The 24,755-nt window shown below is 53.5% G+C and carries 21 protein-coding genes; 4 read left to right on the top strand and 17 right to left on the bottom strand.

Annotated elements, in window-relative coordinates; genetic code table 11:
- Nucleotides 1–30: 30 nt before the first annotated feature.
- From L1F29_RS02020 to L1F29_RS01985, 8 genes are all read right to left on the bottom strand, one after another.
- Nucleotides 31–1,437 carry a sulfatase family protein gene (locus L1F29_RS02020; RefSeq protein ID WP_258386742.1) on the bottom strand — a complete coding sequence of 469 codons (1,407 nt, stop codon included), beginning with the start codon at nucleotides 1,435–1,437 and terminating at the stop codon, nucleotides 31–33.
- Nucleotides 1,438–1,461: 24 nt separating this feature from the next.
- Entirely contained in the window at nucleotides 1,462–2,313 is an 852-nt protein-coding gene (locus L1F29_RS02015; RefSeq protein ID WP_258386741.1) for a carbohydrate ABC transporter permease, read from the bottom strand.
- A gap of 17 nt (nucleotides 2,314–2,330) precedes the next feature.
- The gene (locus tag L1F29_RS02010) at nucleotides 2,331–3,221 is read right to left on the bottom strand and encodes a carbohydrate ABC transporter permease (protein ID WP_258386740.1); all 891 of its coding nucleotides are present in this window, start codon (nucleotides 3,219–3,221) and stop codon (nucleotides 2,331–2,333) included.
- Nucleotides 3,222–3,339: 118 nt separating this feature from the next.
- Nucleotides 3,340–4,596 carry a sugar ABC transporter substrate-binding protein gene (locus L1F29_RS02005; protein ID WP_258386739.1) on the bottom strand — a complete coding sequence of 419 codons (1,257 nt, stop codon included), beginning with the start codon at nucleotides 4,594–4,596 and terminating at the stop codon, nucleotides 3,340–3,342.
- Nucleotides 4,597–5,246: 650 nt separating this feature from the next.
- Nucleotides 5,247–6,734: a CehA/McbA family metallohydrolase gene (locus L1F29_RS02000; protein WP_258386738.1), complete on the bottom strand. Its 1,488-nt coding sequence runs from the start codon at nucleotides 6,732–6,734 to the stop codon at nucleotides 5,247–5,249.
- Between the two features lie 210 nt (nucleotides 6,735–6,944).
- Complete coding sequence (locus tag L1F29_RS01995) at nucleotides 6,945–8,363, bottom strand: sulfatase family protein (RefSeq protein ID WP_258386737.1); 1,419 nt, start codon at nucleotides 8,361–8,363, stop codon at nucleotides 6,945–6,947.
- 32 nt (nucleotides 8,364–8,395) lie between these two features.
- Nucleotides 8,396–8,569 (bottom strand): hypothetical protein, encoded by a 174-nt coding sequence (locus L1F29_RS01990; RefSeq protein WP_258386736.1) that lies wholly within the window; start codon nucleotides 8,567–8,569, stop codon nucleotides 8,396–8,398.
- 4 nt (nucleotides 8,570–8,573) lie between these two features.
- Entirely contained in the window at nucleotides 8,574–8,924 is a 351-nt protein-coding gene (locus tag L1F29_RS01985) for a hypothetical protein (protein ID WP_258386735.1), read from the bottom strand.
- Nucleotides 8,925–9,074: 150 nt separating this feature from the next.
- Between L1F29_RS01985 and vanG the strand changes: the two genes are divergently transcribed.
- The 3 genes from vanG to vanT are packed head-to-tail and all read left to right on the top strand — an operon-like array spanning nucleotide 9,075 to nucleotide 12,152.
- Entirely contained in the window at nucleotides 9,075–10,151 is a 1,077-nt protein-coding gene (gene vanG, locus L1F29_RS01980) for a D-alanine--D-serine ligase VanG (protein WP_258386734.1), read from the top strand.
- Nucleotides 10,135–10,944 carry a D-alanyl-D-alanine carboxypeptidase family protein gene (locus L1F29_RS01975; RefSeq protein WP_258386733.1) on the top strand — a complete coding sequence of 270 codons (810 nt, stop codon included), beginning with the start codon at nucleotides 10,135–10,137 and terminating at the stop codon, nucleotides 10,942–10,944. The genes vanG and L1F29_RS01975 overlap by 17 nt, the downstream gene beginning before the upstream one ends.
- Complete coding sequence (vanT, locus tag L1F29_RS01970; RefSeq protein WP_258386732.1) at nucleotides 10,944–12,152, top strand: serine racemase VanT catalytic subunit; 1,209 nt, start codon at nucleotides 10,944–10,946, stop codon at nucleotides 12,150–12,152. Before L1F29_RS01975 ends, vanT begins: the two co-directional genes overlap by 1 nt.
- An 89-nt stretch (nucleotides 12,153–12,241) precedes the next feature.
- Here the strand turns inward: vanT and L1F29_RS01965 are convergent, their stop codons facing one another.
- From L1F29_RS01965 to L1F29_RS01940, 6 genes are all read right to left on the bottom strand, one after another.
- Nucleotides 12,242–13,066: an IlvD/Edd family dehydratase gene (locus L1F29_RS01965; protein ID WP_258386731.1), complete on the bottom strand. Its 825-nt coding sequence runs from the start codon at nucleotides 13,064–13,066 to the stop codon at nucleotides 12,242–12,244.
- A gap of 293 nt (nucleotides 13,067–13,359) precedes the next feature.
- A complete protein-coding gene (locus L1F29_RS01960) occupies nucleotides 13,360–13,905 on the bottom strand; it encodes a 50S ribosomal protein L25 (RefSeq protein WP_258386730.1) in 546 nt (181 codons plus the stop codon).
- Between the two features lie 307 nt (nucleotides 13,906–14,212).
- A complete protein-coding gene (locus L1F29_RS01955; RefSeq protein WP_258386729.1) occupies nucleotides 14,213–14,866 on the bottom strand; it encodes a response regulator transcription factor in 654 nt (217 codons plus the stop codon).
- A complete protein-coding gene (locus tag L1F29_RS01950; RefSeq protein ID WP_258386728.1) occupies nucleotides 14,863–19,944 on the bottom strand; it encodes an AAA family ATPase in 5,082 nt (1,693 codons plus the stop codon). Before L1F29_RS01950 ends, L1F29_RS01955 begins: the two co-directional genes overlap by 4 nt.
- A 157-nt stretch (nucleotides 19,945–20,101) precedes the next feature.
- A complete protein-coding gene (locus tag L1F29_RS01945) occupies nucleotides 20,102–21,454 on the bottom strand; it encodes a sensor histidine kinase (protein ID WP_258386727.1) in 1,353 nt (450 codons plus the stop codon).
- Complete coding sequence (locus L1F29_RS01940) at nucleotides 21,451–22,161, bottom strand: response regulator transcription factor (RefSeq protein ID WP_258386726.1); 711 nt, start codon at nucleotides 22,159–22,161, stop codon at nucleotides 21,451–21,453. The genes L1F29_RS01945 and L1F29_RS01940 overlap by 4 nt, the downstream gene beginning before the upstream one ends.
- A 154-nt stretch (nucleotides 22,162–22,315) precedes the next feature.
- Here L1F29_RS01940 and L1F29_RS01935 point away from each other — a divergent pair, with 154 nt between their 5' ends.
- The gene (locus L1F29_RS01935) at nucleotides 22,316–22,981 is read left to right on the top strand and encodes a hypothetical protein (protein WP_258386725.1); all 666 of its coding nucleotides are present in this window, start codon (nucleotides 22,316–22,318) and stop codon (nucleotides 22,979–22,981) included.
- Between the two features lie 292 nt (nucleotides 22,982–23,273).
- Here the strand turns inward: L1F29_RS01935 and L1F29_RS01930 are convergent, their stop codons facing one another.
- Genes L1F29_RS01930 through L1F29_RS01920 form a run of 3 tightly spaced genes read right to left on the bottom strand, consistent with a single transcriptional unit; the run spans nucleotide 23,274 to nucleotide 24,707 of the window.
- On the bottom strand, nucleotides 23,274–23,588 hold the full coding sequence (locus L1F29_RS01930; RefSeq protein WP_258386724.1) for a DMT family transporter: 315 nt from the start codon (nucleotides 23,586–23,588) through the stop codon (nucleotides 23,274–23,276).
- Nucleotides 23,588–23,938: a DMT family transporter gene (locus L1F29_RS01925; protein WP_258386723.1), complete on the bottom strand. Its 351-nt coding sequence runs from the start codon at nucleotides 23,936–23,938 to the stop codon at nucleotides 23,588–23,590. The genes L1F29_RS01930 and L1F29_RS01925 overlap by 1 nt, the downstream gene beginning before the upstream one ends.
- On the bottom strand, nucleotides 23,928–24,707 hold the full coding sequence (locus L1F29_RS01920) for a MerR family transcriptional regulator (protein WP_258386722.1): 780 nt from the start codon (nucleotides 24,705–24,707) through the stop codon (nucleotides 23,928–23,930). Before L1F29_RS01920 ends, L1F29_RS01925 begins: the two co-directional genes overlap by 11 nt.
- Between the last annotated feature and the right edge of the window lie 48 nt (nucleotides 24,708–24,755).

Below are 24,755 nucleotides of genomic sequence, written 5' to 3'. Positions count from 1 at the left end.
TTGTATATCCGTCAATGCTGTAACCTCCGCTTAATGGATGTATTCGTCTTGGACGTCTTCCATCAGCTTTTCCAGCTGCTTCTTCAAGTCTTCTATTCGATCTGCGTATTCCGGGAGGCCGTACACATTGTTCAGCTCATAAGGATCCTGCTCCAGGTCGAAGCATTCCCATTCCGGCGGGCAGGATTCGTCGCGTGAATCCGTCGTGCCCAGCGCCTGTGCGTAATAATAGATTAATTTATACCGGTGCGTGCGAATGCCGTAATGCGAATAAACCTCATGGCAGCCGTCCAGATGCATCCAATACCGGTAATACATCGATGTCCGCCATCCGTCCGGGATCATGCCGTTCAACAGCGGCCGAACGCTGAAGCCTTGCATCCGCTCATGGACCGGCAAACCGGCATATTCCAGGAACGTAGGGGCAAAGTCCGCGTTCAGGATCATCGTATCGCTCACGCTGCCAGGCTTGATTTCCCGTGGGTAACGGATCAAGAACGGCATCCGCAGCGATTCCTCGTACATGAACCGTTTGTCGAACCAGCCGTGGTCGCCGAGGAAGAAGCCTTGGTCGGACGTATAGATTACGATTGTGTCCTCCGCCAGCCCGGCTTCGTCGAGATAATCCAGCATGCGGCCCACGTTATCGTCAATGGAAGCGATGCAGCGGAGATAATCCTTGATATACCGCTGATACTTCCACTTTCGGATCTCTTCGGGGGACAACCCTGCCGGCGGCGGGCCCTTCGTATCCAGATCGTTCAGATCGTCAATGCGCATCTTCGCCTGGACGGCCGCCTGCGAACGCGTGGCGTAATCGTCATTGAACGTGACCGGCTCCGGAATCTCGATATCTTCATAGAGATGCATATGCTTCTCATCCGGCTCCCAATGGCGGTGCGGTGCCTTATGATGACACATCAGCATGAACGGGCGTTCCTCGTCCCGGTTCCGGATCCAATCCAGCGATTTATCCGTAATAATGTCCGTAACGTACCCGTTGAATTTCTTCACCGTACCCATCTCGATAAAATCGGGATCACGGTAATCGCCCTGATCCGGCAGCACGCTCCAATAATCGAATCCCGTCGGGTCGTAGTTGCCGCCGTGTCCGAGATGCCATTTGCCGATCATCGCCGTCTGGTAGCCGTCCGCTTGGAGCAGCTTCGGGAACGTCACTTGACGGCCGTCCAGATCGTCGCCGAGCGTCTTGACGCCATTAATATGGTTATAGGTCCCCGTCAGAATCGAGGCTCTGCTTGGCGCACAGATGGAATTCGTGCAGAAGCAGTTGTCGAAGCGCATCCCTTCATTGGCTAGCCGGTCCAGATGGGGCGTTTGGTTGATGCGGCTCCCGTATGCTCCGATGGCATGTGAAGCGTGGTCGTCCGACATGATAAACAAAATGTTAGGACGCTTGTTATCGGAAGAAGACATGCAGGAGAACCTTCTTTCTTAGCTTTATTTCATTCCGGAAATGCTGAAGTTCTCAATAATATGCTTCTGGAAGTAAGTGAACAAAATGATCACGGGAACGACCATGAACGCCGCGCCGGCCATCTGCAGGCCGTAGTTGCCGGCATATTGCCCTTTCAGAAGCGACAAGCCGACGGATAAGGTATACAGCTTCTCATCGTTCGCGATAATGAGCGGCCACAGAAAGCTGTTCCAGCCGGCAATAAACGTGAGAATCGCTTGAACCGCGATAATGGGCTTCGAGATCGGCAATACGATTTGCAGGAAAATGCGATATTCGCTCGCGCCGTCCAGACGGGTCGCTTCCAGCAGCTCCGTCGGAATCGTCGACATAAACTGGCGGAACAGGAAAATCGCGAAAGCCCCGACGAGGCCCGGAAGCACGATCCCAATCATCGTGTTCGTCAGTCCAAGGGAATTGAGGATCAGATATACCGGAATCATCGTCACCTGGCTGGGGATCATCATCGTCGCCAGCACAAGCACGAAGAGCACGTTTCTGCCCTTGAAATCGTATTTGGCGAAGCCGAAGCCCGCCACCGCGTTCAGAAACAGGCCGACGAACGAGAACGCAACGACAATCAGCGTGTTGACCAAGTACACGTCGAAGTTCATGTTCTGGAACAAATATTTGAAGTTATGCAGCGTCCAGGTTTCGGGCCACAGGGTTGGCGGGACACTCGCGATCTCGTTTTCCGGCTTGAAGGAAGACAGGATCATCCAGAAGAAAGGCAGCAGGAAGAAGATGCCTCCAATGGCCAGAACAATGCCGGATATCCATTGAAACGAGCTTCCTCGACGCTCCTTCCCGTTCTTCGTTGCAGTTGTTGAACTCATTGTTATCTCCCCGCTTCTCAAGTCATGTCCGACTCATTTTTTTGCATCTTCAGCTGAACAAGCGTAATGGCAATGATGCACACGAACAGCACGAAGGATCCGGCAGCCGCGTATCCGAAGTTGTTGAATTTGAAGCCGTTCTGGTAAATAAACAACGCGACGGACAACGTACCGTCAAGCGGACCGCCATTGGTCATGACGAACGGCTCCTCGAAGAACTGCAGCCAGCCGATCATCGTCGTAATGGATACGAAGAAAATCGCAAACCGCAGCATCGGAACCGTAATTTGCGTCACCTGCTGCCATACGTTCGCTCCGTCAAGCTGCGCGGCTTCGTAATAGGACTTCGGAATGCCTTGAAGCGCCGCGATGAAGATAATCATGTTCAGGCCGATCGACTTCCATAACGCAAGGAGGATCAGCGAAAGCTTGGCGGTGGTCGGTTCCGTCAGCCACGGCACATCCGGCAATCCCACAAGATTCAGCAGGTAGTTGAACAGGCCGATCGACGGATTATAAAGGTAACTCCAAACAACCGCCACGGCCACGATGTTCGTCACGGAAGGGAGATAATAGACAACGCGAAAGGCTTTGAAAATCCGGGACGTGCCCAAATTGATCAACAAAGCGATAGTTAACGAACATAGAACAACAAGCGGCACGCCGATGATAACGTAGAAGAGCGTATTGAAGATCGCCTTCAGAAATACGGGGTCCGCCAGCACTTCAACATAGTTGGTAAAGCCGATAAACTTGATGTTTTCGAAATTCGCCAATCCTCCAAGGTCCATATCGGTGAAACTGATTACGAGCGCAACCAGGATCGGAACGAGGGAGAACAGGGCGAGCAGAATCAATGTCGGTGCGATAAATACATAAGGCGCTTGTTTATTCAGAAAACTCTTCATCAGGAAATCTCACTTCCTTCTTCATGCGCGCGGCATATATAAGAGCAGGCCGGCCTAATGCAGCCGGCCTGCTTCAGTTCGGATCCGAAGATCCATGTTGCTGAAACAATCGTCAAGATTACTTCATCAATTTGACAACTTCGTCATTGAAAGCGTCCATCTCTTTCTTCACGTCCGCGTTGTTGCGGTAGATGACTTCGAAGTGCTTCAGGTAGGTTTCGCCGATACGCGCAAATTCCGGAATGACCGGCATAGGTACAGCTGCGTTCAGCTGCTCGCCGATTACTTTGTAGTTCGGGTCATTCTTCAGCAGATCGTTCTCCCATGCAGAAGTTACGGCCGGCAGGGAGCTTGTATGCTCCATCCACTTGATCTGCGTTTCTGGCTTGCTCATGAACGCGATGAACTTCGCTGCAGCGTCCTTATTCTTCGAGTATTCGAAGATCGACAGGTTGGAGCCGCCAAGCAGCGAGGTGTTGTTTTCTTTCTTCGGCAGTACGGCCATTGCCCACTTGCCGTCGATTTCAGGCGCTTGATCCTTGATCAGTTTAATCATCCACGGACCGCTGATGAACATAGGCAGAATGCCTTCTTTGAAAGCAGGGATAATATCAAGTCCCAGATCCTTCGGAGCGGAGCCGTTCTGGTAGAAGCTGTTGAGGTATGTTACGGCTTCAACGAATTTCGGGTCGTTGAAGTTAGGCTTGCCGTCTGGCGTGAACCATTCCGCGCCATTCTGACGGGCGAACATGAAGCCCAAGGATTGCTCTTTCGGGTCAATGCTGATGCCGTATTTGCCGTCGCCGCGGGCAGCAAGCTTCTTAGCGGCATCGGACAGTTCGTCCCATGTTGCAGGAGCCGCTTCATAGCCCACTTCTTTCAGCAGATCCGTACGGTAATAAAGAACGCGAGTCTCAACGTACCAAGGCGAGCCTACATACTTATCGCCGAACTTCGCGCTTTCAACCGCACCCGGATAGAAGTTCTCCTGCTTCAGCTCCGGATATTGCGACAGGTATGGCGTCAAGTCAGCAAGCGCACCTGCATCAGCGAATTCCGGGATCCAGGAAGTACCCATCTGAATGACGTCCGGACCTTTCTTGGATGCGACAGCCGTCAGCATCTTCTCATGGCCTTGATCCCAAGGCAGCGATTGAACCTTAACCGTAATGTTCGGATTTTCTTTCGTGAATTCATCCGCGAGCTTCGGCAGCGTCTTCGCTTCTTCGCCCATGCCCCATACGTTCAAGGTTACTTTCTCGTTCCCCGCGCCTGCATTCGTGCCGCCGGATGTATTGTTGTTAGTAGATCCGCAGCCCACCAGCAATCCTGCGCTTAGCACAAGGGCCGTCATCACTTTAAATGTTTTTTTCATGTAGCTTACCCCTCTCATGATGTCGCTGATAATGTTCCATAATAGGTACTTACCTTTAATTACGCTTTTTCAAGCACACTTTGGCCTATCCGGTCGAGAAGCGCATCCACCCCCAGTTAGAATGTCCCTCATTATCCAATGTGATTCAAACGTTGCGTCTGGACAACTTTGGTGAAACGTTTCAATCCAGCTCGAAAATTGTCGATAAAAATGTATATTTATATCTCTTTGCGGAATCTAAACGTTTCAACACGATTATATTGTATTGTGTAATCGAATTCAATAGCCTTTTTTAAGAAATTTTAAACGTTTATATTTTGGTTTCGACAAATGAAACTCTCGTCCAGAAGTCAAGCTGCTTCTTCACAGCTGCTGCAGCTGAGTTTGACGAATTTGTGGCTGATCAGCCGCTCTCTGCCGTAACCAAGAAGTTCTTTTTTCCATCACGTAGCGGCCCGAGACCGCGAAGACCACGCAGTTCATCGGCGCTGTGATCGCAAGCTATCTTCGATGCGGTTCTCATAAAAAAAACGCTGAACCCTTCTAACGAAAGGATTCAGCGCGTATGACAGTATTCGATTGAATCCTTTCTACTATTCCTTGGCTCTTATCCGACCTTCCCAGGATTGAAGCGCCGCCGCGCCGGAGCATTAATTGACAGGCACGTCGAACGAAGCCTTCTTGAGCAGTTCCCCCCAGGTTGAGATCGTCTTCTCCTTCTGCCCGCAATAGACCGGGTTCGTGAACGCCAGGAGCTCGCCGTTCGCTTTGCGGATTTCGAATCTCACCCATTCATATTCTGCCGCTCTCCAGTGCAGCTTGAATTCTGTCGCATGCTCCTCTTCCGGTATATCCAGAACCGATGCTTCCGCTCCATTCGCAATGACGTGCAGCTTGCCTTGGGCAGCCCCGGTAATGGCAAGACGAATGTCTACCGCCCCGTTAGCCGCCGATGCAACCGCTTCCGTCAAATCGCTGCCGAGCGGATATTCATTCCCTCCGACGCTAACCCGCACATCCAGCTCCGGTCCGCGCGATACATATACACGGCCCGCTTGAACCGCCGCCAGGATGGCTGCCGGCGACAACCGCTCCGCATACACATAGGTTCCCGGATCGCCTATGACGGATGGCGGACTGCCATCGGAATAGGTTTCCGTAGGCAGCATATGCGAATCGGAGCCTCCGATTCCGGGCAGCCTCCAGCCTTCGTTCCACAGTGCGCTCCACAGGACGAGCGCGCGTTCTGTTGCGGCCGGGTTCGTCGCATAAGTAGGATCATTCCATATCTCCAGGCAATCTACATTCTTCAGAAGCGTGTCTTCATACACCCAGGCCCATGGCGTCAGCATCGGATGGTTGACGGAACGAAGTGCTCCCTCTTGGCCTACCTCCGCCATCAATCGATTCATCCCCTCGCCGGTGCCGATCCCCCCGTCCGGCGCATTATAGGTCCAATTATGCCACTGCCGGACTCCAAGCGCATTCCAATGACCGCTGCCGGACGTATATTCAACGCCTGGGATGACAAGCGCGCGGCCTTGAGGCCATGACGTGGAGATCAGATTATGGTCCGTGGCTACAAAGAAATCCAGCCCCATGATCTCCGCCTGTTCCATGTTGCGCTCGGGTGTCATCTTCCCGTCTGACAGAACGGTATGCGTATGGAAATCCCCTTTATACCACCGCGCCCCTTCTTCCCGGCATTCATGCCAATCGTATAAATCCAGCTTGTAGTCCTTAACGCCATTCATTGCTTCTGTCCAATAATTCCGTTCGCCAGGCGGGATGCAGCTGCCCTCAGGAACTTCGCCAACCCCGGATTTCCATTCCAATGCAAGCGTGCAGGCCGGCGGTGAGCCATCGACAAACTTAATCTCCCATTCACCCGCCTCGATCTCTCCGGGAACCCCCAGGAAGCTCGTCTCCGCGTACTCGCGATGAATGATAGCCGATCTGCTGTTATAGCAGTTCAGATGAGTATACCGAACTCTTCCGCCGGGATCGCGCAGTGTAAACGTACGCCACCCTCCTTCACCCTCGTAATCGAACGTGAACATCAGCCAATCCGCTGGACCCTCTACGTTAAATAATACGGATGATGGCCTGTCTGTCTTCAAGCTGCCGGTAAATATCATCTCTTCCTTCCCTCCCATGTTACCTTGTCAGTCTGCCCCGAGTATACTTTACATTTCCAGCCTTGTATAGATCATCCATGCGCCTTTGCAGGATGCGAATGCTCGATGAACACGCAAACGGCCGTTCACCGGCGAAATGCCGGGAAACGGCCGCTATTGCTATCTGTTCAGGTCCATGCTAATGCTGCCTGATGGATAGATCAGCACGATCTATTCGGACCGGGATGGCGCTGGCGGATCCTCATAGGCCTTCCTTCCCCTTCCGGCATGACCGGCGAGCTCCAGCTGCCCGAATCCGCTCACCGCTTCCCTCGTGCCGTCCCGGTTCGGGTCGGCATAGCGGGTGAACCAATAATCGAGCCGCTCCTTCAGGGCCGCCCGCTGCTCATCCGCTTCGGGGCCATCGATCAGATTCCGCCGCTCATCCGGATCCTCCGCCAGATGATACAGCTCATGGGGACCGTACGCATAACGATGGACATACTTCCATTCCTTCGTGCGGATCATGCGGACAGGGCCGTATTCGTCATAGATGACGATATCCTCGCGCCCCGTCCCGTCCTCGCCGAGCAGCAGCGGCAGAAAACTGCTCCCGGGCAGCTCGCCTGCTTCCGGATGGTCAAGCCCGAGCAGCTCCAGCAAGGTCGGCATCCAATCGTAGCCGCTCACCATCTCGTCGCAGACGCGCCCTGCCGGAATTCGGCCAGGCAAGCGAAATATAGCCGGCACTTTCACTGAGCTGTCATACATGTTGAACGGGAACGTGCCGTTGCCTTTGCCCCAGATGCCATGCTGCCCGCAATTGAAGCCGTTGTCGCTCAAGAAACAGATCAGCGTCCGCTCACGGATGCCCTTCTGCTCCAGCTTGTCGAGAATCCTTCCGATCTGCGCATCCATCGCCGTCACGGCCGCGAAGTAGCCCTGCAGGTTCCCCCGCTGATCCTCGTCCCACGGCGCCGTCGGTATCGTCCACGGATGACGGGGCTCCTGCGGACAGCTATCGAATGCGCAGTCCTCATACAGATCGACATATTCCTGCGGATGGCTGTCGATCCAGGGGCTATGCGGAGCCGTATAGTGAACGCCAAGATAGAAGGGCTGCTCGTCATGCTGCGCATCAATGAAAGACAGTGCGTCGTCGGTGATCGCGTCAGTCAGATAACCCGGTTCGCGGATCAGCTCGCCGTCGCGGATCATTGGCGCATCGTAATAAGGCCCCCCGCCATGCTGGTGGACATACCAATGCGTAAAGCCCTTCTGCGGCGTCCGGCTGTCTCCGAGATGCCATTTGCCGCTTAGACCCAGAACATAGCCGGCATCCGCCAACAGCTCGGTATAGGCAGTCAGCCCTTGAAGATACTCGATTGGCCGCTCTCCCACGTTGCCGCCCCGAATCCAATCGTGCACGCCGTGCTGCGACGGAATGCGCCCGGTCAGCAGCGAAGCCCGTGCAGGCGAGCATACCGGCGATGTGCAGAAGAAGCTTGAGAAGCGCATCCCTTCCGCCGCCAGCCGGTCCAGGTTTGGCGTGCGTATTTCCGGATTGCCCGCGCAGCCGAGCGCCCACGGGCCTTGATCGTCGGCCAGTATAAATACAATGTTCGGCTGTCCGTTCTTCGAGATCTTCATCCTTGTATGCACCCTTTCACTAAGCCGTATTTTTACTGCTTCTGCGCTTGATACGCCGCATTGACCGCACCAAGCACCTTGCTGCCGCCTTGTGCCCGCCACTTGACGGACAGCTCGGCGAGCCCGGCATCGATTTCCTTCTTGACGGTAAGCATGTCCATATAATATGGATTGAACAGCTCGCCGAGAACGCCGGACGTTTCCACTTCCTCATCCGTCGTGACGCGGACAAGGTTCGGTAATGCATGATTCGTCGCGATGACGGCGGATTCCTTCGCCCGCTCGATCTGTTTTTTCCGTTTGCGGCAAATAATGAAGCATCAGCGGCAACACGACGCTGCCCCAGGACCAGCCGCCGCCGGCGAATCCGCCCTTCTCGCGCTCTTCTTCAAGATAGATGATCCTGTCGCCGTCTTTCGTATAATGAATGCCTTCGATGCCCAGCTGCAGCAGCTCCCGCCCTTCATCCGAAAGCATGAACTCGATAAACCTGGCCGCCTTCTCCGGATCCTTGGCACTCGTCGTCACGGCGGTGAACAATCCGCCCTTCGATACGCTCAAGTCTTCACGGCTGTGCCGACCGGCCATCGCCCATTGTGAGAATTTGTTTATATCCTCTTAATAATTCGTAACGTTTTCTTGTCAAAGCTGTCAGCTCTGTTCCGTATAATCATTTTCATCCTCGAGTTTAGTGGAACAGGAGTGTTTATTATGGAACTGAAAAATATAGCCGTATTGTTCGGGGGCTGCTCGACCGAGTATGACGTCTCATTGCAATCCGCCGCTTCCGTCATCGATCATTTGGACCGCTCAAAATATCATTTTATTTTGCTTGGCATTACAAGAGAAGGAACGTGGCTGCGATACAACGGCAGCACCGCAGACATACGCAGCGACACCTGGCATACTTACGACAACTGTATCCCGGCCTTTATCTCGCCTTGCAAGAATGCCAGAGGCATTGTCGAGCTGTCCGGCACCGAATATCGAACCACCCCCGTCGACGTTGCCTTCCCCGTTCTTCATGGCAAGAACGGCGAGGATGGTACCGTACAAGGATTGCTCGAGTTGTCCGGCATTCCATTCGTTGGCTGCGACACCTTGTCATCTGCGATTTGCATGGACAAAGCGACCGCCGGCCAATTGGTTCGGGCAGCTGGCGTCGAGACTGCGGCCTCGGTGACGGCGTTTGCAGGCGATGACCTCGATCCGGCCATCCGAGAAGCGGAGAAGCTGGGCTTCCCATTATACGTTAAACCGTCGCGATCCGGCTCGTCATTCGGCATTACAAAAGCATACGACAAGCAGGCGCTTAGGAATGGTATTCAAGCTGCCTTCTCCCATGACCGGAAGGTCGTTATCGAGCAGAACGTGACCGGATTCGAGGTCGGATGCGCGGTATTGGGATATTCAGAGCCCGTCATCGCCGCAATCGACGAGATCGAGCTTACAGGCGAATTCTTCGATTACGAGGAGAAGTATTCGCTGCGCACTTCGAACATCCACCTGCCCGCTAGAATAGAACCAGGTACCGCCGACAGGATCAAGGCGGCCGCCCGCCTGATCTACAAGACGCTGGGCTGCAGAGGACTTGCCAGGGTGGACATGTTCCTGACGGAGGAAGGCCGCATCGTATTTAATGAGGTGAATACGATGCCCGGCTTCACGGCGGCCAGCCGGTATCCGAACATGATGCGCTATAGCGGCATTTCGTATCCGCAATTGATGGACAGGTTGATCTCGCTTGCCGCTGCGAAGGAGGAGGCCAACCATGAGACCCGCTGCTGAGCATATTGTCCGATTGCACCGCGGGATGATCCACAGCGGCAGCTTGGTATTGGTCAATCGCGAGCATCCGATCGCAGAGCACTATCGGCCAGATGACATCGTCCCGGTAACGACGATTCAGCAGGCTGGCACGGAGGAGAGCCAAATCCGTCTCCATCGAACCGGGTACCGGCAGTTGAACGCTTTGCTGGAAGCCTCTCATGCCGCAGGCAGCATCGGCATTGTGAGCGGTTATCGTACGCTGGCGCAGCAGAAGCATATTTACGACAGTTCATTAGAGGAGCATGGCGCCGCATTTACGGCTAGCTATGTCGCGCGGCCGAATGAGAGCGAACACCAGACCGGACTGGCGGTCGATGTCGGTCAATTGCGGGATGATGTCGATTACCTGTGCCCATCCCTTCCCGATCATGGCGTTTACGCATCTTTCAAACAATTGGCGGCCGAATTCGGTTTTATCCAGCGGTATAAGGAAGGGAAGGAAGCCATCACGAACATCGCTTGCGAGCCTTGGCATTATCGGTATGTCGGCGTTCCGCATGCTATCATCATGGAGAATTACGATCTGTGCTTGGAGGAGTACATCGTTTATATGAAGCAGTTCGCCTTCGAAGGGACGCATCTCTATATGAAAGTTAAACAGCATCTCATCGAGATATATGCCATAGATGTCGCCGACGAAGGCGAAACCTTGATTCCGATCAGGAGCGGCTCCCGCTATGAATGGTCCGGCAATAATACGGATGGATTCATCGTCACGATCTTCCATGATCTCGGGAAGGTGATTCAGTGATGAATACTCTCCCTCCCGCCGCGCTGCTGCTGCGGCCCAAACCGGCTTCCGAAGCGTCTTCCGTCCGCCGGGCTTGGGCGGAGATCAACCTGGATCACTTAGACCATAATTTACTGGCGCTCAAGACGGCTCTTCCCTCCCGCTGCGATATTATGCCGGTCGTGAAAGCCAATGCTTACGGACACGGCAGCATACAAGTCGCCCAATATCTGAATCGGATCGGCGTCAACCAATTTGCCGTCGCCGAGATCGAGGAAGGGATCGAACTGCGCAAGCATGGCGTGAAAGGCGACATTCTCATCTTGAGCTATACGCCGCTCGGACGCGCGTATGACTTGTTCCGCTATAGGCTGACTCAAGCGATTGTCAGCGCCGAATATGGACAGGCATTGAATCAATGCGGGCTCAAGCTGAAGGCTCATGTGAAGATCGACACCGGGATGAACCGTTTAGGCGAGCCTTATGAGAACATCCAGGCCATTATATCTTGCTATCGGCTGGAACATTTGCACGTAATGGGAACCTTCAGCCACTTATCCGTATCCGACAGCACCCGATCCGAGCAGGCCGCATTCACGAACATGCAGGTGGAACGCTTCCTGCATGTGATCCGGCAGATTGAGGCAGCCGGCTGCAGCCCGGGTGCCGTCCACATCCAAAGCAGTTACGGCATATTGAATTATCCTGCGATCGATTGCGATCTCGCTCGTCCGGGCATTGCGCTGTATGGGCTGCTGAGCAGGGAAGACGATGCTGTCATGGCGCCGATCGAGCTGCGGCCCGTGCTGTCCCTCAAAGCCGCCGTTGCGCAAGTGAAAGAGGTACGCGCTAACAGCCCCATCGGCTACGGCCATAAATTCATCCCTTCGCAGGATATCCGGATCGCCACCCTTACCATTGGTTATGGCGACGGTATTCCAAAGACGCTGGCCGATAATGGCGGCTATGTACTGATCCGCGGCCAGCGGGCCGGCATCATCGGGAATATCTGCATGGACCAGTTCATGGTCGATGTCACGGCCATTCATGGGATTCGGCACGGCGATACGGCTACGCTGATCGGGCAAGACGGTTCGGAGACCATTACGGCGGGCCAAATCGCCTCACGATGCGGAACCGTGACCAATGAAATCGTCAGCCGCATCGGAAGCCGGGTAGAACGGGTCTATACGTCCACATCGAACGAGCAGGTAGAGACCTCTGTCTGAGGACTCTACCTGCTCGCTTGCCAGTATCTGAAGATATCATATCCAATCTTGCTAGGCCCGGTAAAGACAAGCCGTCCCGGCCTGCACCATCACGGAATGCAGGACCCGCCCTCAAGTGCCGGACGCGCCAGCGCGGTATACTGCCGCAGCACCCCCTTGTGCGTGACGGCCGGCTTCTCCCATCGGCTCAATCGCGCCGCGATCGTCTCGGCGATTTCCTCCGGCGTCCGCACAGCGCCGGCGATGCCGACGATGTCGATCGTCCGGCCCGGAATGTCGATGCGGATCAAATCGCTGTTCTCTACGGCCGCAATCGGTCCTCCGTCCAGCGCTTCCGGCCCGAGATAGCCGACGCAAGGGCCGCGCGTAGCGCCGGAGAACCGCCCGTCCGTCACAAGCGACGTCGTGCGCGATAATACCGGATCCGAAGCGATCAGCTCGGACATGAAGAACATCTCCGGCATGCCGGTCGCCCTCGGCCCCTGATAGCGGATAATGACGACGTCGCCAGGCTCGATCATCCCGGCTGTAAGCGCGTCGACCGCATCCCGTTCGCTGTCGTATACTTTAGCCGGGCCCTGATGCATCATCATCTCCTCGGCGACGGCAGACTTCTTGATCGTTGCGCCGGCCGGCGCCAAGTTGCCCTTCAATACGGCGAGCGAGCCCTTCGGCTTAAGCGGCTTCTTCAGCGGATAAATAACATCCCGGCGGTTCAGCTTGTAGTTGGCGAGGAACATCTCGGCAAACCGCGGCATCTCGCTGCGGCGGTACGTTTCCAGGTTGTCCGCGACACTCTTGCCTGTCACCGTGAGCGCATCGAGATGCAGCTCATCGCGCGGCTCCTCCATCACGGCGGGCACCCCGCCCGCGTACCAGAACAGCTCTGTCGGGTATTTGCCAGCGGTCTTCATCCTACCGACCTCCCCGCGTCGATTCCAGACCCGCCATATTTTGCCGTATGAATGATTATAAATTTGATATTACCAATAATTGACTTTGTGTCAACCAAATGTTATATGATGTCAACAATTTTGATAGAATGCTGACCGCGTCTACTTATTCCTCCCTATCGCATTCGGTCAGTTCATATGCTGCAGGATCGATTCCAAGCAAAAAGAAGAGCATTCCCTTACGGTTTCAACCGCTGCAGGAATACTCTTCTTTGCTGCCATTACCTTATAAATGCTAGGTTTGCGAATCGAGATTACGGCTTCACGACAGAGACGAGCGACTCGTTGGCTCCGGAAATAACCGACACCTCCGGAGACAGCGCCAAGTTCTTCACATACACGGAATCTCCGATGTTCATATCGCCGATATCAAATTCTACGACAGCCGGCAAATCTCTTGGCAGCGCCTCTACTTCAATAAACTCGCACTGAATTTGCACGACGCCGCCCTGCTTGGTGCCGGTCGGCGTACCCGTAAATTTAACCGCGAGCTTGGTGCGCACAATCTCGTTCGACTGCACCCGCTGGAAATCCACGTGCAGCACATCGCGCGTGACCGGATGCCGCTGAAGATCCTCTAGCAATACCGTTAGCGTGTCTCCCCCGTCAAACTGCAAGTCGATCATGCTGGACTTCCCCTGCTTCAACCACTTATGAAATTCGATCGCCGATATATGCACCATCTCGTTCTCAGTATTCCGGCCGAATACGACGCCAGGCAAGCGGCCCGACTCTCGCATATTACGAAGTCCCGATTTGTTCGAATGCGTGCGTTTCTCTGTTTGAAAATAAGTTGTCATCGTGAATCCGCTCCTCATCATTAAATAATCGTTGCCTACTATTCATAGTCATTGGAGCTTCCCCGGACGGGGATACAGAGAGAAACATAGCATCACCACCTCCATGTTCTACTAAAAGCCAGCGCAAGACATTTAATGTAAAAAGCCACTAATATGCGCGAAGGCACCCCGCTCTTGATCGAGCGGGATGCCTATAGTTACACACACCATATCATAGAAACCCGGACTTGTCGAGTCGTTCCCGATTCTCCTCTTAAGCCGAGAAGAGGCCTCTATCCTCACCGGAAACTTATACATTCTTATATTTTCAAATTATCGCTCGAAGCCGGGCAATTGCCTGCGACCGGTCGGCGACCTCTAATTTCCCATAGAGACTGCTGATATAATTGCGAGCCGTCCCCTCTGCGATATGGAGCGCATCGGCAATTTCACGGTTGTTCAGCCCTCTCATGATGAGCTGCGCCAATTCTTCTTCCCGTTCGGTCAGTTTGAAGCGCTCCCGATGGGTTCTCTTCCAATATTCATGATCCTCAACGAACCTGTTCATCCTCGCCGCCAATTTAGCCGCGACGGCAGCAGGAAGAATAAACTGGCCGGATACGGTATCGCGGATCGAGGCGATCATTTTATCCGCATCCGTATCCTTCAGCATATAGCCGCTCGCACCGTGCACCATACCTTCAACGATGTAATCCTCATCCATAAATGTGGTCAAGATCAAGATGGTGATTTCAGGACGGCTCTGCTTGATCCGTTTCAACGCGGCAATGCCGTCCATAACCGGCATTTGAATATCCAGCAGGAGCAGATCGGGATCAAGCGCCTCCGCCATCTCGCAAGCCTCCAGCCCATTCTTCGCAAGGCCCACCACTTCCATATCGTCTTCCAGATCCAGAATCGTCCGAAGTCCTTCCCTCGTCAGCATCTGATCGTCCGCAATCAAAACCGATATCATTCTCATCTCTTATCTCCAATCACTCGCGCCCCGTAAGGCAGATCGATCCTCAGCAGACATCCTTGATGAGGCCGGGAATCGATGGATAAGCTGCCGCCCAGCAGTTCCGCGCGTTCTTTCATCGCTTTCAAACCGAATCCCATCGTTATCGAACTGGCGCCCATCCCTCGGTCTTCAAGCCTGAACTGTACATGTGACCCGTCCGATCCCAGACTGAAGCGGAATTCCGTGCTTCCTCCATGTCTAATCCCATTGGTCAAGCCTTCCTGCAGCGCATGATAGATCGCTTTCTTATGCGCTGTCGTCAGCTCCGGCAAATCCTCCATGGCCGCATGGATGACAACGCCCGTATTCCTCTGCGCATCCTGAATCAGCTGATTCAACATTTGCGGGAGGTCGGCAAACCGGTCTTCCTTCAGCATATGAACCGAGCCGCGGATTTCATTCAGGCTATGCCGGACTAGATCCTGAGCTTCTTTCAGCCGCGCCGAGGCTCCCTCGGCATTCTTATGGATCAGCCGCCTCCCCGCTTCAATCTGGACAACCGTCGAGGTGAGCGTATGTCCGACGATATCATGAATTTCCTGCGCGATACGATTCCGTTCCTCATAGATCGAAACTTCGGCCAGGGCTGCCGATGTCTCGCGCATCGACTGCTCCAGACTGCGGGTCCTTTCTTTCACCTGCTCCTCCAGACTATTGTTCAAATATTGAATCCCCGAGTAGAGCTTGGCATTCTCAATCGAGATTGCGCATTGGGAACCAAGCAGCTTCAGCACCTCCAGCCGCTGCGGCGTAAACACGCTTGTGGAGAGCCTGTTCTCCATATACAGCAGACAAATCAACTTGCTCTGGTGCATGATCGGAAGGCAAAGAACCGACTTAAGCCCTTTATTCCGGACATACCGATTGCGCGTGAACATCCCTTCACGGGCGGCATCATGCAGCACGACCTCCTCAGCCGTTCTTGCCGCATAGGCAACAATGGCAGCCGGAACAAGCTCCGATTCATTCTTAAGCGGAACCGATTCGATGCGCAGCTCCTCTGCCGTACCATAGGCCTCGAGACTCCATCTGCCTTCATGGTGGAAGATAAGCGCTCCATATTCCGCGCCGGCATTATGGAGCATAATGCGCATCAGCGTATGCAGCAGACGGTCCATCTCCATCTCGCCCGAGAGGGCTTGGGCGGACATGACGACAGACAACGAATCGAAGCGCTCCAGTCCCGACTCCCGCCGGATGTTCAGCAGATAGCCGTACTTCTGTTCCATGTCGGCCGCTTTGGCCGTAGCGCCCCACTGCAGGTAAGCTTCATACGCTTCCGTCATATAGATTCTGGCGAGCTGCATCTTCCCTTCGCGGAGTCCGTATCTGCCGCAGCATTCCGCGGCCATGGCCAGATCGTGAATATGCCCGTACTTGCGCGCTGCTTCGATCGATTGCTCGTATAGCTCTACAGCCTTGCGATACCTCCGTTTCAGCCGGGCCATCTCGGCTTGGATCAGCAAATATTTGTGCTGATAATTTTCCGGACAACGACTGGCATGCTGTCTCATGGCCTTCAATCGCTTGCGCATATTTGCCCAATAGCCGCGTTGTTCCTTGGGGGATGCTTCTTCATATAATTGGGCCCTAACGAGCACCTCATAGGTGTAATGAACCGTATGCTCATAACCGGCTTGCCGGGATTCCTTGATGGCGGACACCGTCTTCTTCAAGGCGTCATTCGCTTCCCGATAATGGCCGAATAAATAACCGGGTAAATATTCAAGGACATAAACCAGCCCTTGAATAATATTGAACCGGTCCCCGTGAACCGATTCGGCGAAGTCCTTTCTGCTTATATCCGCCGGATCGAACGGGTCATTGGGCGCCCGATATCCCGTTAAACGGACGAGCAGCGCGGCCGTGATGGTCGCTTGTTTCCAATGCAGGTCGTTATTATGCCGCTCAAGATCCCCCGCGTGCGCAATCAGCCGGTCATAGATTTTCCCGAGCGGATGACCGTATTGCAGGAGAGTGGCGCAATTAATCAGCACGCTCTGATTTCCATGCCACAGATCCCCGGCCTCCAGCCCTATTTTGCCGGAATACTCGGTAAAGGTCTCGAGCAGCGACGAATCATAGCGCCGCCAGGCATCGAAGCACAAGGCGAATGAGGAAAGCGTCTTAACATGCAGCGTCGGATAGGACCGCGACAGGCTGCATGCAAACATCCCCCACTTGAACGCCGCTTCATAATTACGGAAGTAAGCATACTGGAATATGGCATAGGCGATAAACCCGATCGAGGCTTCCGGAGTCATGCCATATTCCAGCGTCATTTCGACCATCGTCAGCGAGGAGGCGAGCCAGCCATTCAGGTTTACGAAAAACAGCGCATTGCTCGTATGGACCATCACGGACATGGCCGCTCTACGGCTCTCATCGGTCATGGGCGGAAGATTATGGAGCGAATCGATCGGATGCTTCCGGATTTTCCGGCTCAGCCTAAGCCATTGCATCGTCAATTGAAGCCGTTCAGGCTCGAAGTTATGGCTTATATCCAGCAATCTCAACGCTTCGCGGCCATAAGAGATAACCTCCTCATAGTTATCCTTGCTGGACTCCAATTGAATCATCAGACTGTAGACGAGCGCTTTGTCCAGATTGGAGGCCGCTTTCTGCAGAAGCAGCCCGAACAAATCATTCGCTTCCGCAAAGCGGGCGCATAGATATTCCATTTCGGCCCGTTCCCGGAAAACGGCAAAAGCAAGCTCGTACCGATTGTCCCAGCTATCTTCGCCGATCAGCGCCGTGGCGTGACGAAGATAGCCTAGTGCCGTCTCATAAGCGGTTGCCTGTTTCGCCTTCAAGCCGGCTTGCAGATTCAGCTCCGCCAATTCCAGCCGCTGCTCCGGACGCTTGATCGACTCCACCGCTTGATTGAAATGATTCACCGCCTCGAAGATATGAACCTCTTCGTCTATCTTCATACGGTCGATCAATAAGGCGCCGATTCGCCAATGCAGATCCAGACGCTCAGCCTCGTCGACAAGCGCATAGGCCGCTTGCCGAATGCGGTCATGCTGAAATTTATACCTCATGCTCTCGCCGCCGACCGGCTGCAGCAGCCCTTCCCGGACCGCGCTGCCCAGCGCTTCCAACAGTTCATTCATCGGCTGTCCGGCGATCGGAAAGAGCATATCCAGCTGAAACTGGCTGCCGAAGAATGCGGCGCGGCCCAGTACATGGACCGTCCGTTCTGGCAGATGCTTCATCTTATCCGATATATAAGCAGCGGCATTATCGGCGACGTTCATTTCGGTAATAGAGGCAAGATTCCACTTCCAGCTCCGAGTGGAATCGTCGAAGGCGATATGCTTCTCGTCAACTAAATCCTGCAGGAATCGCTTGAGAAAGAAGGGGTTTCCCTCCGTCTTGGCAAGCAGCACCGGGGTCAGCTCATCGGTCGCTGCCGCATCGCAGCGCATCGAGTCGCCCAGCAGCCGCTCCAAATCGGCGGCTTCAAGCGCATGCAGACGGATGCTGCTCATGGCCGTACTGCGCTCTGCAAGCTGCTTCTGCAGCCGGCTGATCGAATGATGCCCGGTAATATCGTCGTCCCGATACGCCAAGGCGACAAGCAGATGCTTCGTTTCCCGATCCTCCAGAAGATAGGTCAAGTATTGCAGGGAGGATTCATCCGCCAACTGAAGATCGTCAAGGAACAGAACCAATGGGCGGCCCCGGTGAAGAAACAGATGGAAGAACCGGTTCAGAACGCGATGGAACCGGTGTTGGGCTTCCTTGGGCGGAAGCGGCTGAACGGGCGGCTGCCGGCCGATCAGCAATTCCAGCTTGGGAACCAGCTCGATCAACAGCTGTCCGTAACCGTCTACCGCGCTTAGGATGCGCAGCTTCCAAACCTCAGCCTGCAGCTTGTTTTCCATCAGCAGTTGACTGACCATTTCGTCCATCGCTTGAATCCATACGCCATATGGGCGTGCGGTTGGCGCCGGATCAGACTTCCCCTCCGCGAGTACCCCATCGAAAGGCGCGATTCTTCGGAAGGTCTCTTGGACGAAGGCGGTTTTGCCAATCCCCCCGCTCCCGCTGATCCAGACAACCTCCACCGCTCCGTCCGATGCCCGCTGAAGCGCTTCCTGCAAGAAGCGCTGCTCGGCAATTCGCCCGTAGAATCGGGCTGGCATCTCCCAGCGGTCAGGAATGTCCCGGCCCGCCAGCGCAAAAGACTGCACAATACCCGCCGCCCGATATTGGGCCAGGCATTCTTCCAGATCGGATTTGATCCCGTATGCGCTGACATACCTCGCTTCAGGCGTCTTCTCCATGCATTTGGCAATGATGCCGGAGACCATCTCCGGTATAGCCGGAGCTCTATGATGCAGAGGCTGCGGTTCACTGGCAAGGTGGTGATAGACGACATCCGGCACGCCCTGATGATCGAAAGGCAGGTCTCCGGACAACCATTCATATAAGATGACGCCCAGTGAATAGAAATCGGAGCGGTAATCCGGCGCGAGCCCTGTTCTGCCCGTCTGCTCCGGAGAGATGTAAGGCAGCACGGAGTCGGGCCGGTCCGTCAACAAGGATAGCGGACTCTTGTCCGACTCGGTTGAACACATCCGGATATCCGCCCATTTCACTTCGCATGTATCGGGATTGACGATCAGCTGGAAGGGCGTTATTTCATTGAGCATGATTCGTTCATGATGGATTTGCATAAGACAATCCACCGCGGCAGCGGCAATGCTAAGCCGTGCCGCAACCCCTATATGACCGGAGCGCGCACGCAAGATCCGGTCGAGGGTGCTGCCGCCGATATCCCTTAGGAGCAGGACAGGCCTCTCCGCTATGGTCTCAAGGCTTAACGCTTCTGCCGTTCCCCGCCCGCCCAGCCTCTTCAGAATGTCATACTCATACCGGAAGGAATCGGCAAGATTCGATCCCGGGTACTCCCTGCGCGCCGTCTTGGCGATTACGCTCGTGCCGTCCTCGCGACGCACTAGCCGGTAGAGGCTGATTTCATCGCTGCTTCCGATCGTATCTATCGTTTGATAACCAGGTAATTCAAGCATGGTTTTCGACTCCCAGCGGCATAAATTGACAGATTCCCCTATAATAAATCCTTTTTCACCTATGACTATTATATCATTCGGACCGGTCCAGGTTTGCTTTAATTTACATAGGCAAACAGACCGCCCTATGGACGGTCTGTTTAATAGCGCCGCTCTTCTAAGCCGCTGCGGCTAATGGAAATCCAAGAGAGAATACCGCCCCTCCCTCCTTGCGGTTATTAGCCGTAATCATCCCCCCGCATCGCTCCACAATGGCGCGCGAAATGGCGAGTCCCAGTCCTGATTCGCCCTCCTTCCCCTTCACGAAGCGGTGAAACAAATACGGAAGAAGGTCGTCCGGTATGCCGCTGCCATCATCGGACACCGATATTTCGATGCGGCCTTTGTTCATGGCGGCGTATATATAAATATGTTTATTGGCATGCCGAATGGCATTGGCGACCACATTGAGCAGCGCTTGCAGCAGCTTGTCCCGGTCAGCGTGAATCATCATTCTCTTCTGTTCACTGAAGAAGGGGTGCAGGATGATATTCTTTTTGACAAGTACAGGATTAAGCCGTTCAACGGCCTCCGTCAACAGTTCATTCAAACATACCAACTCGGGCTTGTACACATCCTCCTCGCTGTCCAGCTTGGCTAATAGCGTCATCTCCGTGACGATTTTACTTAGTCGGCCGCTTTCGCTGAGAATAATGTCCAAGCCTTTACGGATACCCTCTTCGTCAAATACGCCATCTCGTATTCCCTCCGTATATCCTGCAATGGACATAAGCGGCGTTTTCAGTTCATGGGACGCATTCTGGAAAAATTGCTTCTGCGCACGGTTAAATCGATTCAATTCCCCGGCCATTTCGTATACCGTCCGAGCAACGGAGCCGATCTCACCTCCTGCTTTCACCAGATTCACCTTCGCGAATTTGCGCCCCTTCACTTTCGCTAATTCCTCTTTCAATTTCATAAGCGGCTTGATTAGTTTTCCGGTAATCAACTGGCTGAGGACCAGCATGAGCACGCCCCCAACGCAAAATACAAGGAGCAGTCTTCCAAGCAGCGCCTGCTCGATTTCTTTGATTTTGCTGATTGGGGTAAGGAGCGTCAATGTTCCTTGAGGTATGGCGTTTACTTCGACTAGAAACCGTTCATCCGTCCCATCCCATATTTGCTGCAAATTAGAGAACGACTCCGATTCCTTCAAGCTAGGCGCGATCGGTCTTGATGTGAACGATAGCGGGCCTTCCACAATATTGCCTTGCGTATCACTAATAATGGCTGCCGTGCTAGAGTTGACAGACGAATCTATCGAAGCGATAACAGGCAGCTTCTCGTAAGTTGCGGGTCCGGAAGACGCCTTCAGGGTAGCGCTCATCGTATTCCCCATCATCTTCAAATCCGCCATCTGTGCCCCCATGAAATGGTCTAATAATACATAGTGAATCAAGACCGCCGTTATGGATAAGACGATCACGAGCGCGATACCGAAAGCCAGATTCATTTGGTGAACGAGCTTCATGATTGAACACTCCCATCCGTTCTCATTCGATAGCCATGTCCCCATACCGACTCAATGGGTAAATGCTCGATTTTTTTGCGTATCCGTTTAATGAGATGATCGACGGCACGATCGCTCCCGACATAATCGTCGCCCCAGACAAGCGTCAGCAAATCTGCTCTCGTAAAAGCGCGATTCGGATTCAAGGCAAAAACGTGGAGCATGGCGAATTCCTTGCTCGTCATGTCCACTTCCTCGCCCTGCCAGAAGATGCGCCGCTCCTCCGGCATCAATTGAAGATGGCCCGCTTCAATTTTGGCGGAAGCGTTCGGAGCGCTATCCTCCGTACGGCTATATTTATACCATCGCTGAAGCTGGCGCTTGATGCGGGCCACCAGCTCGCGCGGACTGAAAGGTTTGACTAAATAATCGTCGCTTCCCAGCTCCAGACCCAATATTTTATCCACCTCGGTGTCCTTAGCCGAAATCATAATAATGGGGACGTCCTCTTCATTCCGTATCCGTCTGCATAACTCATAGCCGTCTATGCCCGGCAGCATAATATCCAGCACCCATAGGTCGGGAGGATGGCTTGTCCATAACTCCCATGCTTCCTCGGCACTCTCGAGGCCAATCGTTTGATAGTTTTCCTTCTTCAAATAAACTTCAACCAGATTCCGTATATGTTGATCATCGTCCACAATGGCGATTCGATAATTGCTGTTCACCTTCATTACCTCCCGATTCTATCTTTAACAAGTATAGCAAGCCGCCGCCTCCAATTGGGCCGTGCCATCGTTTTTCCACAAAAGCACCAATCTTCTGCCATGCCCCTTCTGTAAAGTAAAACAAGTAAGACAAACCCATTAGGAGCGTGAAACCATGAACCACAAGCTTATTATTTCCAGAGTTGCCCTTTCTTCCGCATTATTATTGTCCACCGTTGCCGGTCCTGCAATTTCGAATGCTGCCAGTACAAAGCCAGCAGAAATCCAAGCCGCGCAAAAGAAGGCTTCCCATCCTTTCGCAGATTTAACGAAAACGATATCTGTTGTCGACAGCTTCACTAACCCGTTGGACGTAGCCAAGAAATACGCACCCGACACCTTGGAAGACTGGACAAAGACATTGGATCGCTATGAGAAAACAGTCGGCAAGAACTTGACCGCAGCCTATTCTATAGTCGAAGCGGCGCCTGTGGCTTCAACAGACGCTGGAAAAGCAGAAAAAATCAAGCTCTCTTCTGCTTCAGCTAGCTCTGCGAAGGAACTCAACATCTCCGAGGCTGAGATTGAGATTTCTTCCCTTAACGCTTCAGATGCATCCGTTACGCTTACGAAAAGCAGTAAACCAATTGCCTCTAAAGAGGCTCTTATGGCGACAGCGGTCGCCATTGAGGACAACGATGCCGATCTGACCTTTATCAAAGCGGAAATCAAGCTGGCGCAAGCCATTCAAACAGAGAATTCCGCGACGATAAAGCATGCGCTTAGCGAGCTGCTCGAACAGTACAAACAGCAAATTAAAGAATGGGAAGCAGCTGAATAATCGAATACGGCGCAAGGAAACAAGTCCGCCGCCTCAATACGGCAGCGGACTTGTTTGATTAAGGCAGCTTAAATTATTTTTTATCCCAAACATTGGTTTGCCTGCTTAGCGCCGGCGGAATTCTGCGACATACAGGGATTGGAATCAGGTGCGATAACATATTCAAAATGCGAGTGAAGCGTCAGGATTCCTATTAAGACGGCTATGGCCTCAATCCATCGCAAATAGAGCCATCATCAATGCGAATGATGGCTCCATTATGAAGACAATGGGATTCTTATGATATCCAAGGTCAACTAACCATCTTTAAGCCCACGACAGAGAAAATAACCCCAAGCATGCAGCCGATCCGGAGCCAGCTCTTCGGCTCCTTGAAGAAGATCATCCCGACAATGGCAGCTCCGACGGTTCCGATTCCTGTCCAAACCGCATAAGCCGTTGCCAGCGGTATGGTTTCCATCGCCCTGACAAGCAGTTGGAAGCTAATCAAGAATCCGCCGATCAGGATGATGTTATTGGTCCAGTTGTTATTATGGGCTACGCGTTTTATACCGATTACCCCGATAATTTCCAACAGTCCCGCCGCAATGAGCAGCATCCAATCCATCAGGCCTCACTTCCTTTACTCGACAATTTCAAACCGATGATACACGCTAGCAGCAGGAGGATGAAAGCAATCCGCAGCGCGCTTACGGCACCGCCGGACATCACGATTTCCACAATCGTCGTCCCCAAAGTTCCCATCCCCGCAAATACGGCGTATACTGTGCCAACCGGTAACACCTTGGCAGCCCTAATAATTAAATCGAAGCTTGCCAGCAGGGAGACGAGAACGACAATGCTGGGAATGGCCTCGTATTTGAACCCGCTTGCCCACACGATTTCCAACAGTCCTCCTGCAAGCACATACGTCCACGCTCTCGCCTCGCTTAATTGCTTATCTGGTTTAACTGCCATGGCTGTCTCCTTCCTGCAGGTGCTGCAAATACAGATCCACGATTCGATCGATATAATCCATGACATCGGCATCCATTCCGTACACTTTCGTTTCCATCCCTTCTTCGGGACGGATCATCGACCAATACTTCTCAATGAGCCGCTCATCCTGCTGAAACCACTCCATGGAAACCTCTACGATTTGTGCCGCGAGATTCTGGGAATTGCTAGAGGACGGAGGCTCATGGAGATGCTCCTTGACCTTCCGTATCAATCTCGCCCACTCCATGCTTCGAGGATCGTTAGCGCTAAGGTCCGGCAGTTCTTTAATGATCTTAATTTCACGATCCGTAAAATGCTGGGCAAGAAACGTTTCTCTGGGCTCGGAAGGTGACCGCAGCGCTTTAATGAAGAGAAAAATATCCTCCGCGTCGACCTCTCCCTTCATCTCGAAGGCATGTCTGGCCGTCCGCAGCAGCTTCTCCATCTCGTCCAGACGCTTCTTTTCTTCCGCCACCGCCGCCAGTTCAAATTCCAGATACGTTCTCCAACGGTTCTCTTGCGATTCTTTTCCTGCGGAAACGGAAAGTAGTTCCTTGATGGATGCCAGCGTAAAGCCCAGCTCCTTCAACGCCGTTATATGCTGGAGCAAGCTGAGCTCCTCATTTGAGTAGTAACGGTAGCCTGAATCAGCCACCTTGGCAGGCTTTAATAACCCGATCTCATCATAATATCTCAGTGTTCTAATGGATATGTTCGTCTTCTCGGACAGCTGCCCTATGCTGTACATCAAGCTCTCCCCCTCTCAACGATAAGTATAAAGTCTCCAGTATACGTA

Origin of the sequence: Paenibacillus spongiae (genome assembly GCF_024734895.1) — a bacterium.
Classification (GTDB): domain Bacteria; phylum Bacillota; class Bacilli; order Paenibacillales; family Paenibacillaceae; genus Paenibacillus_Z; species Paenibacillus_Z spongiae.
Note: the sequence above shows the minus strand (reverse complement) of the source record. Positions and strands in the feature narration are given on the sequence as shown.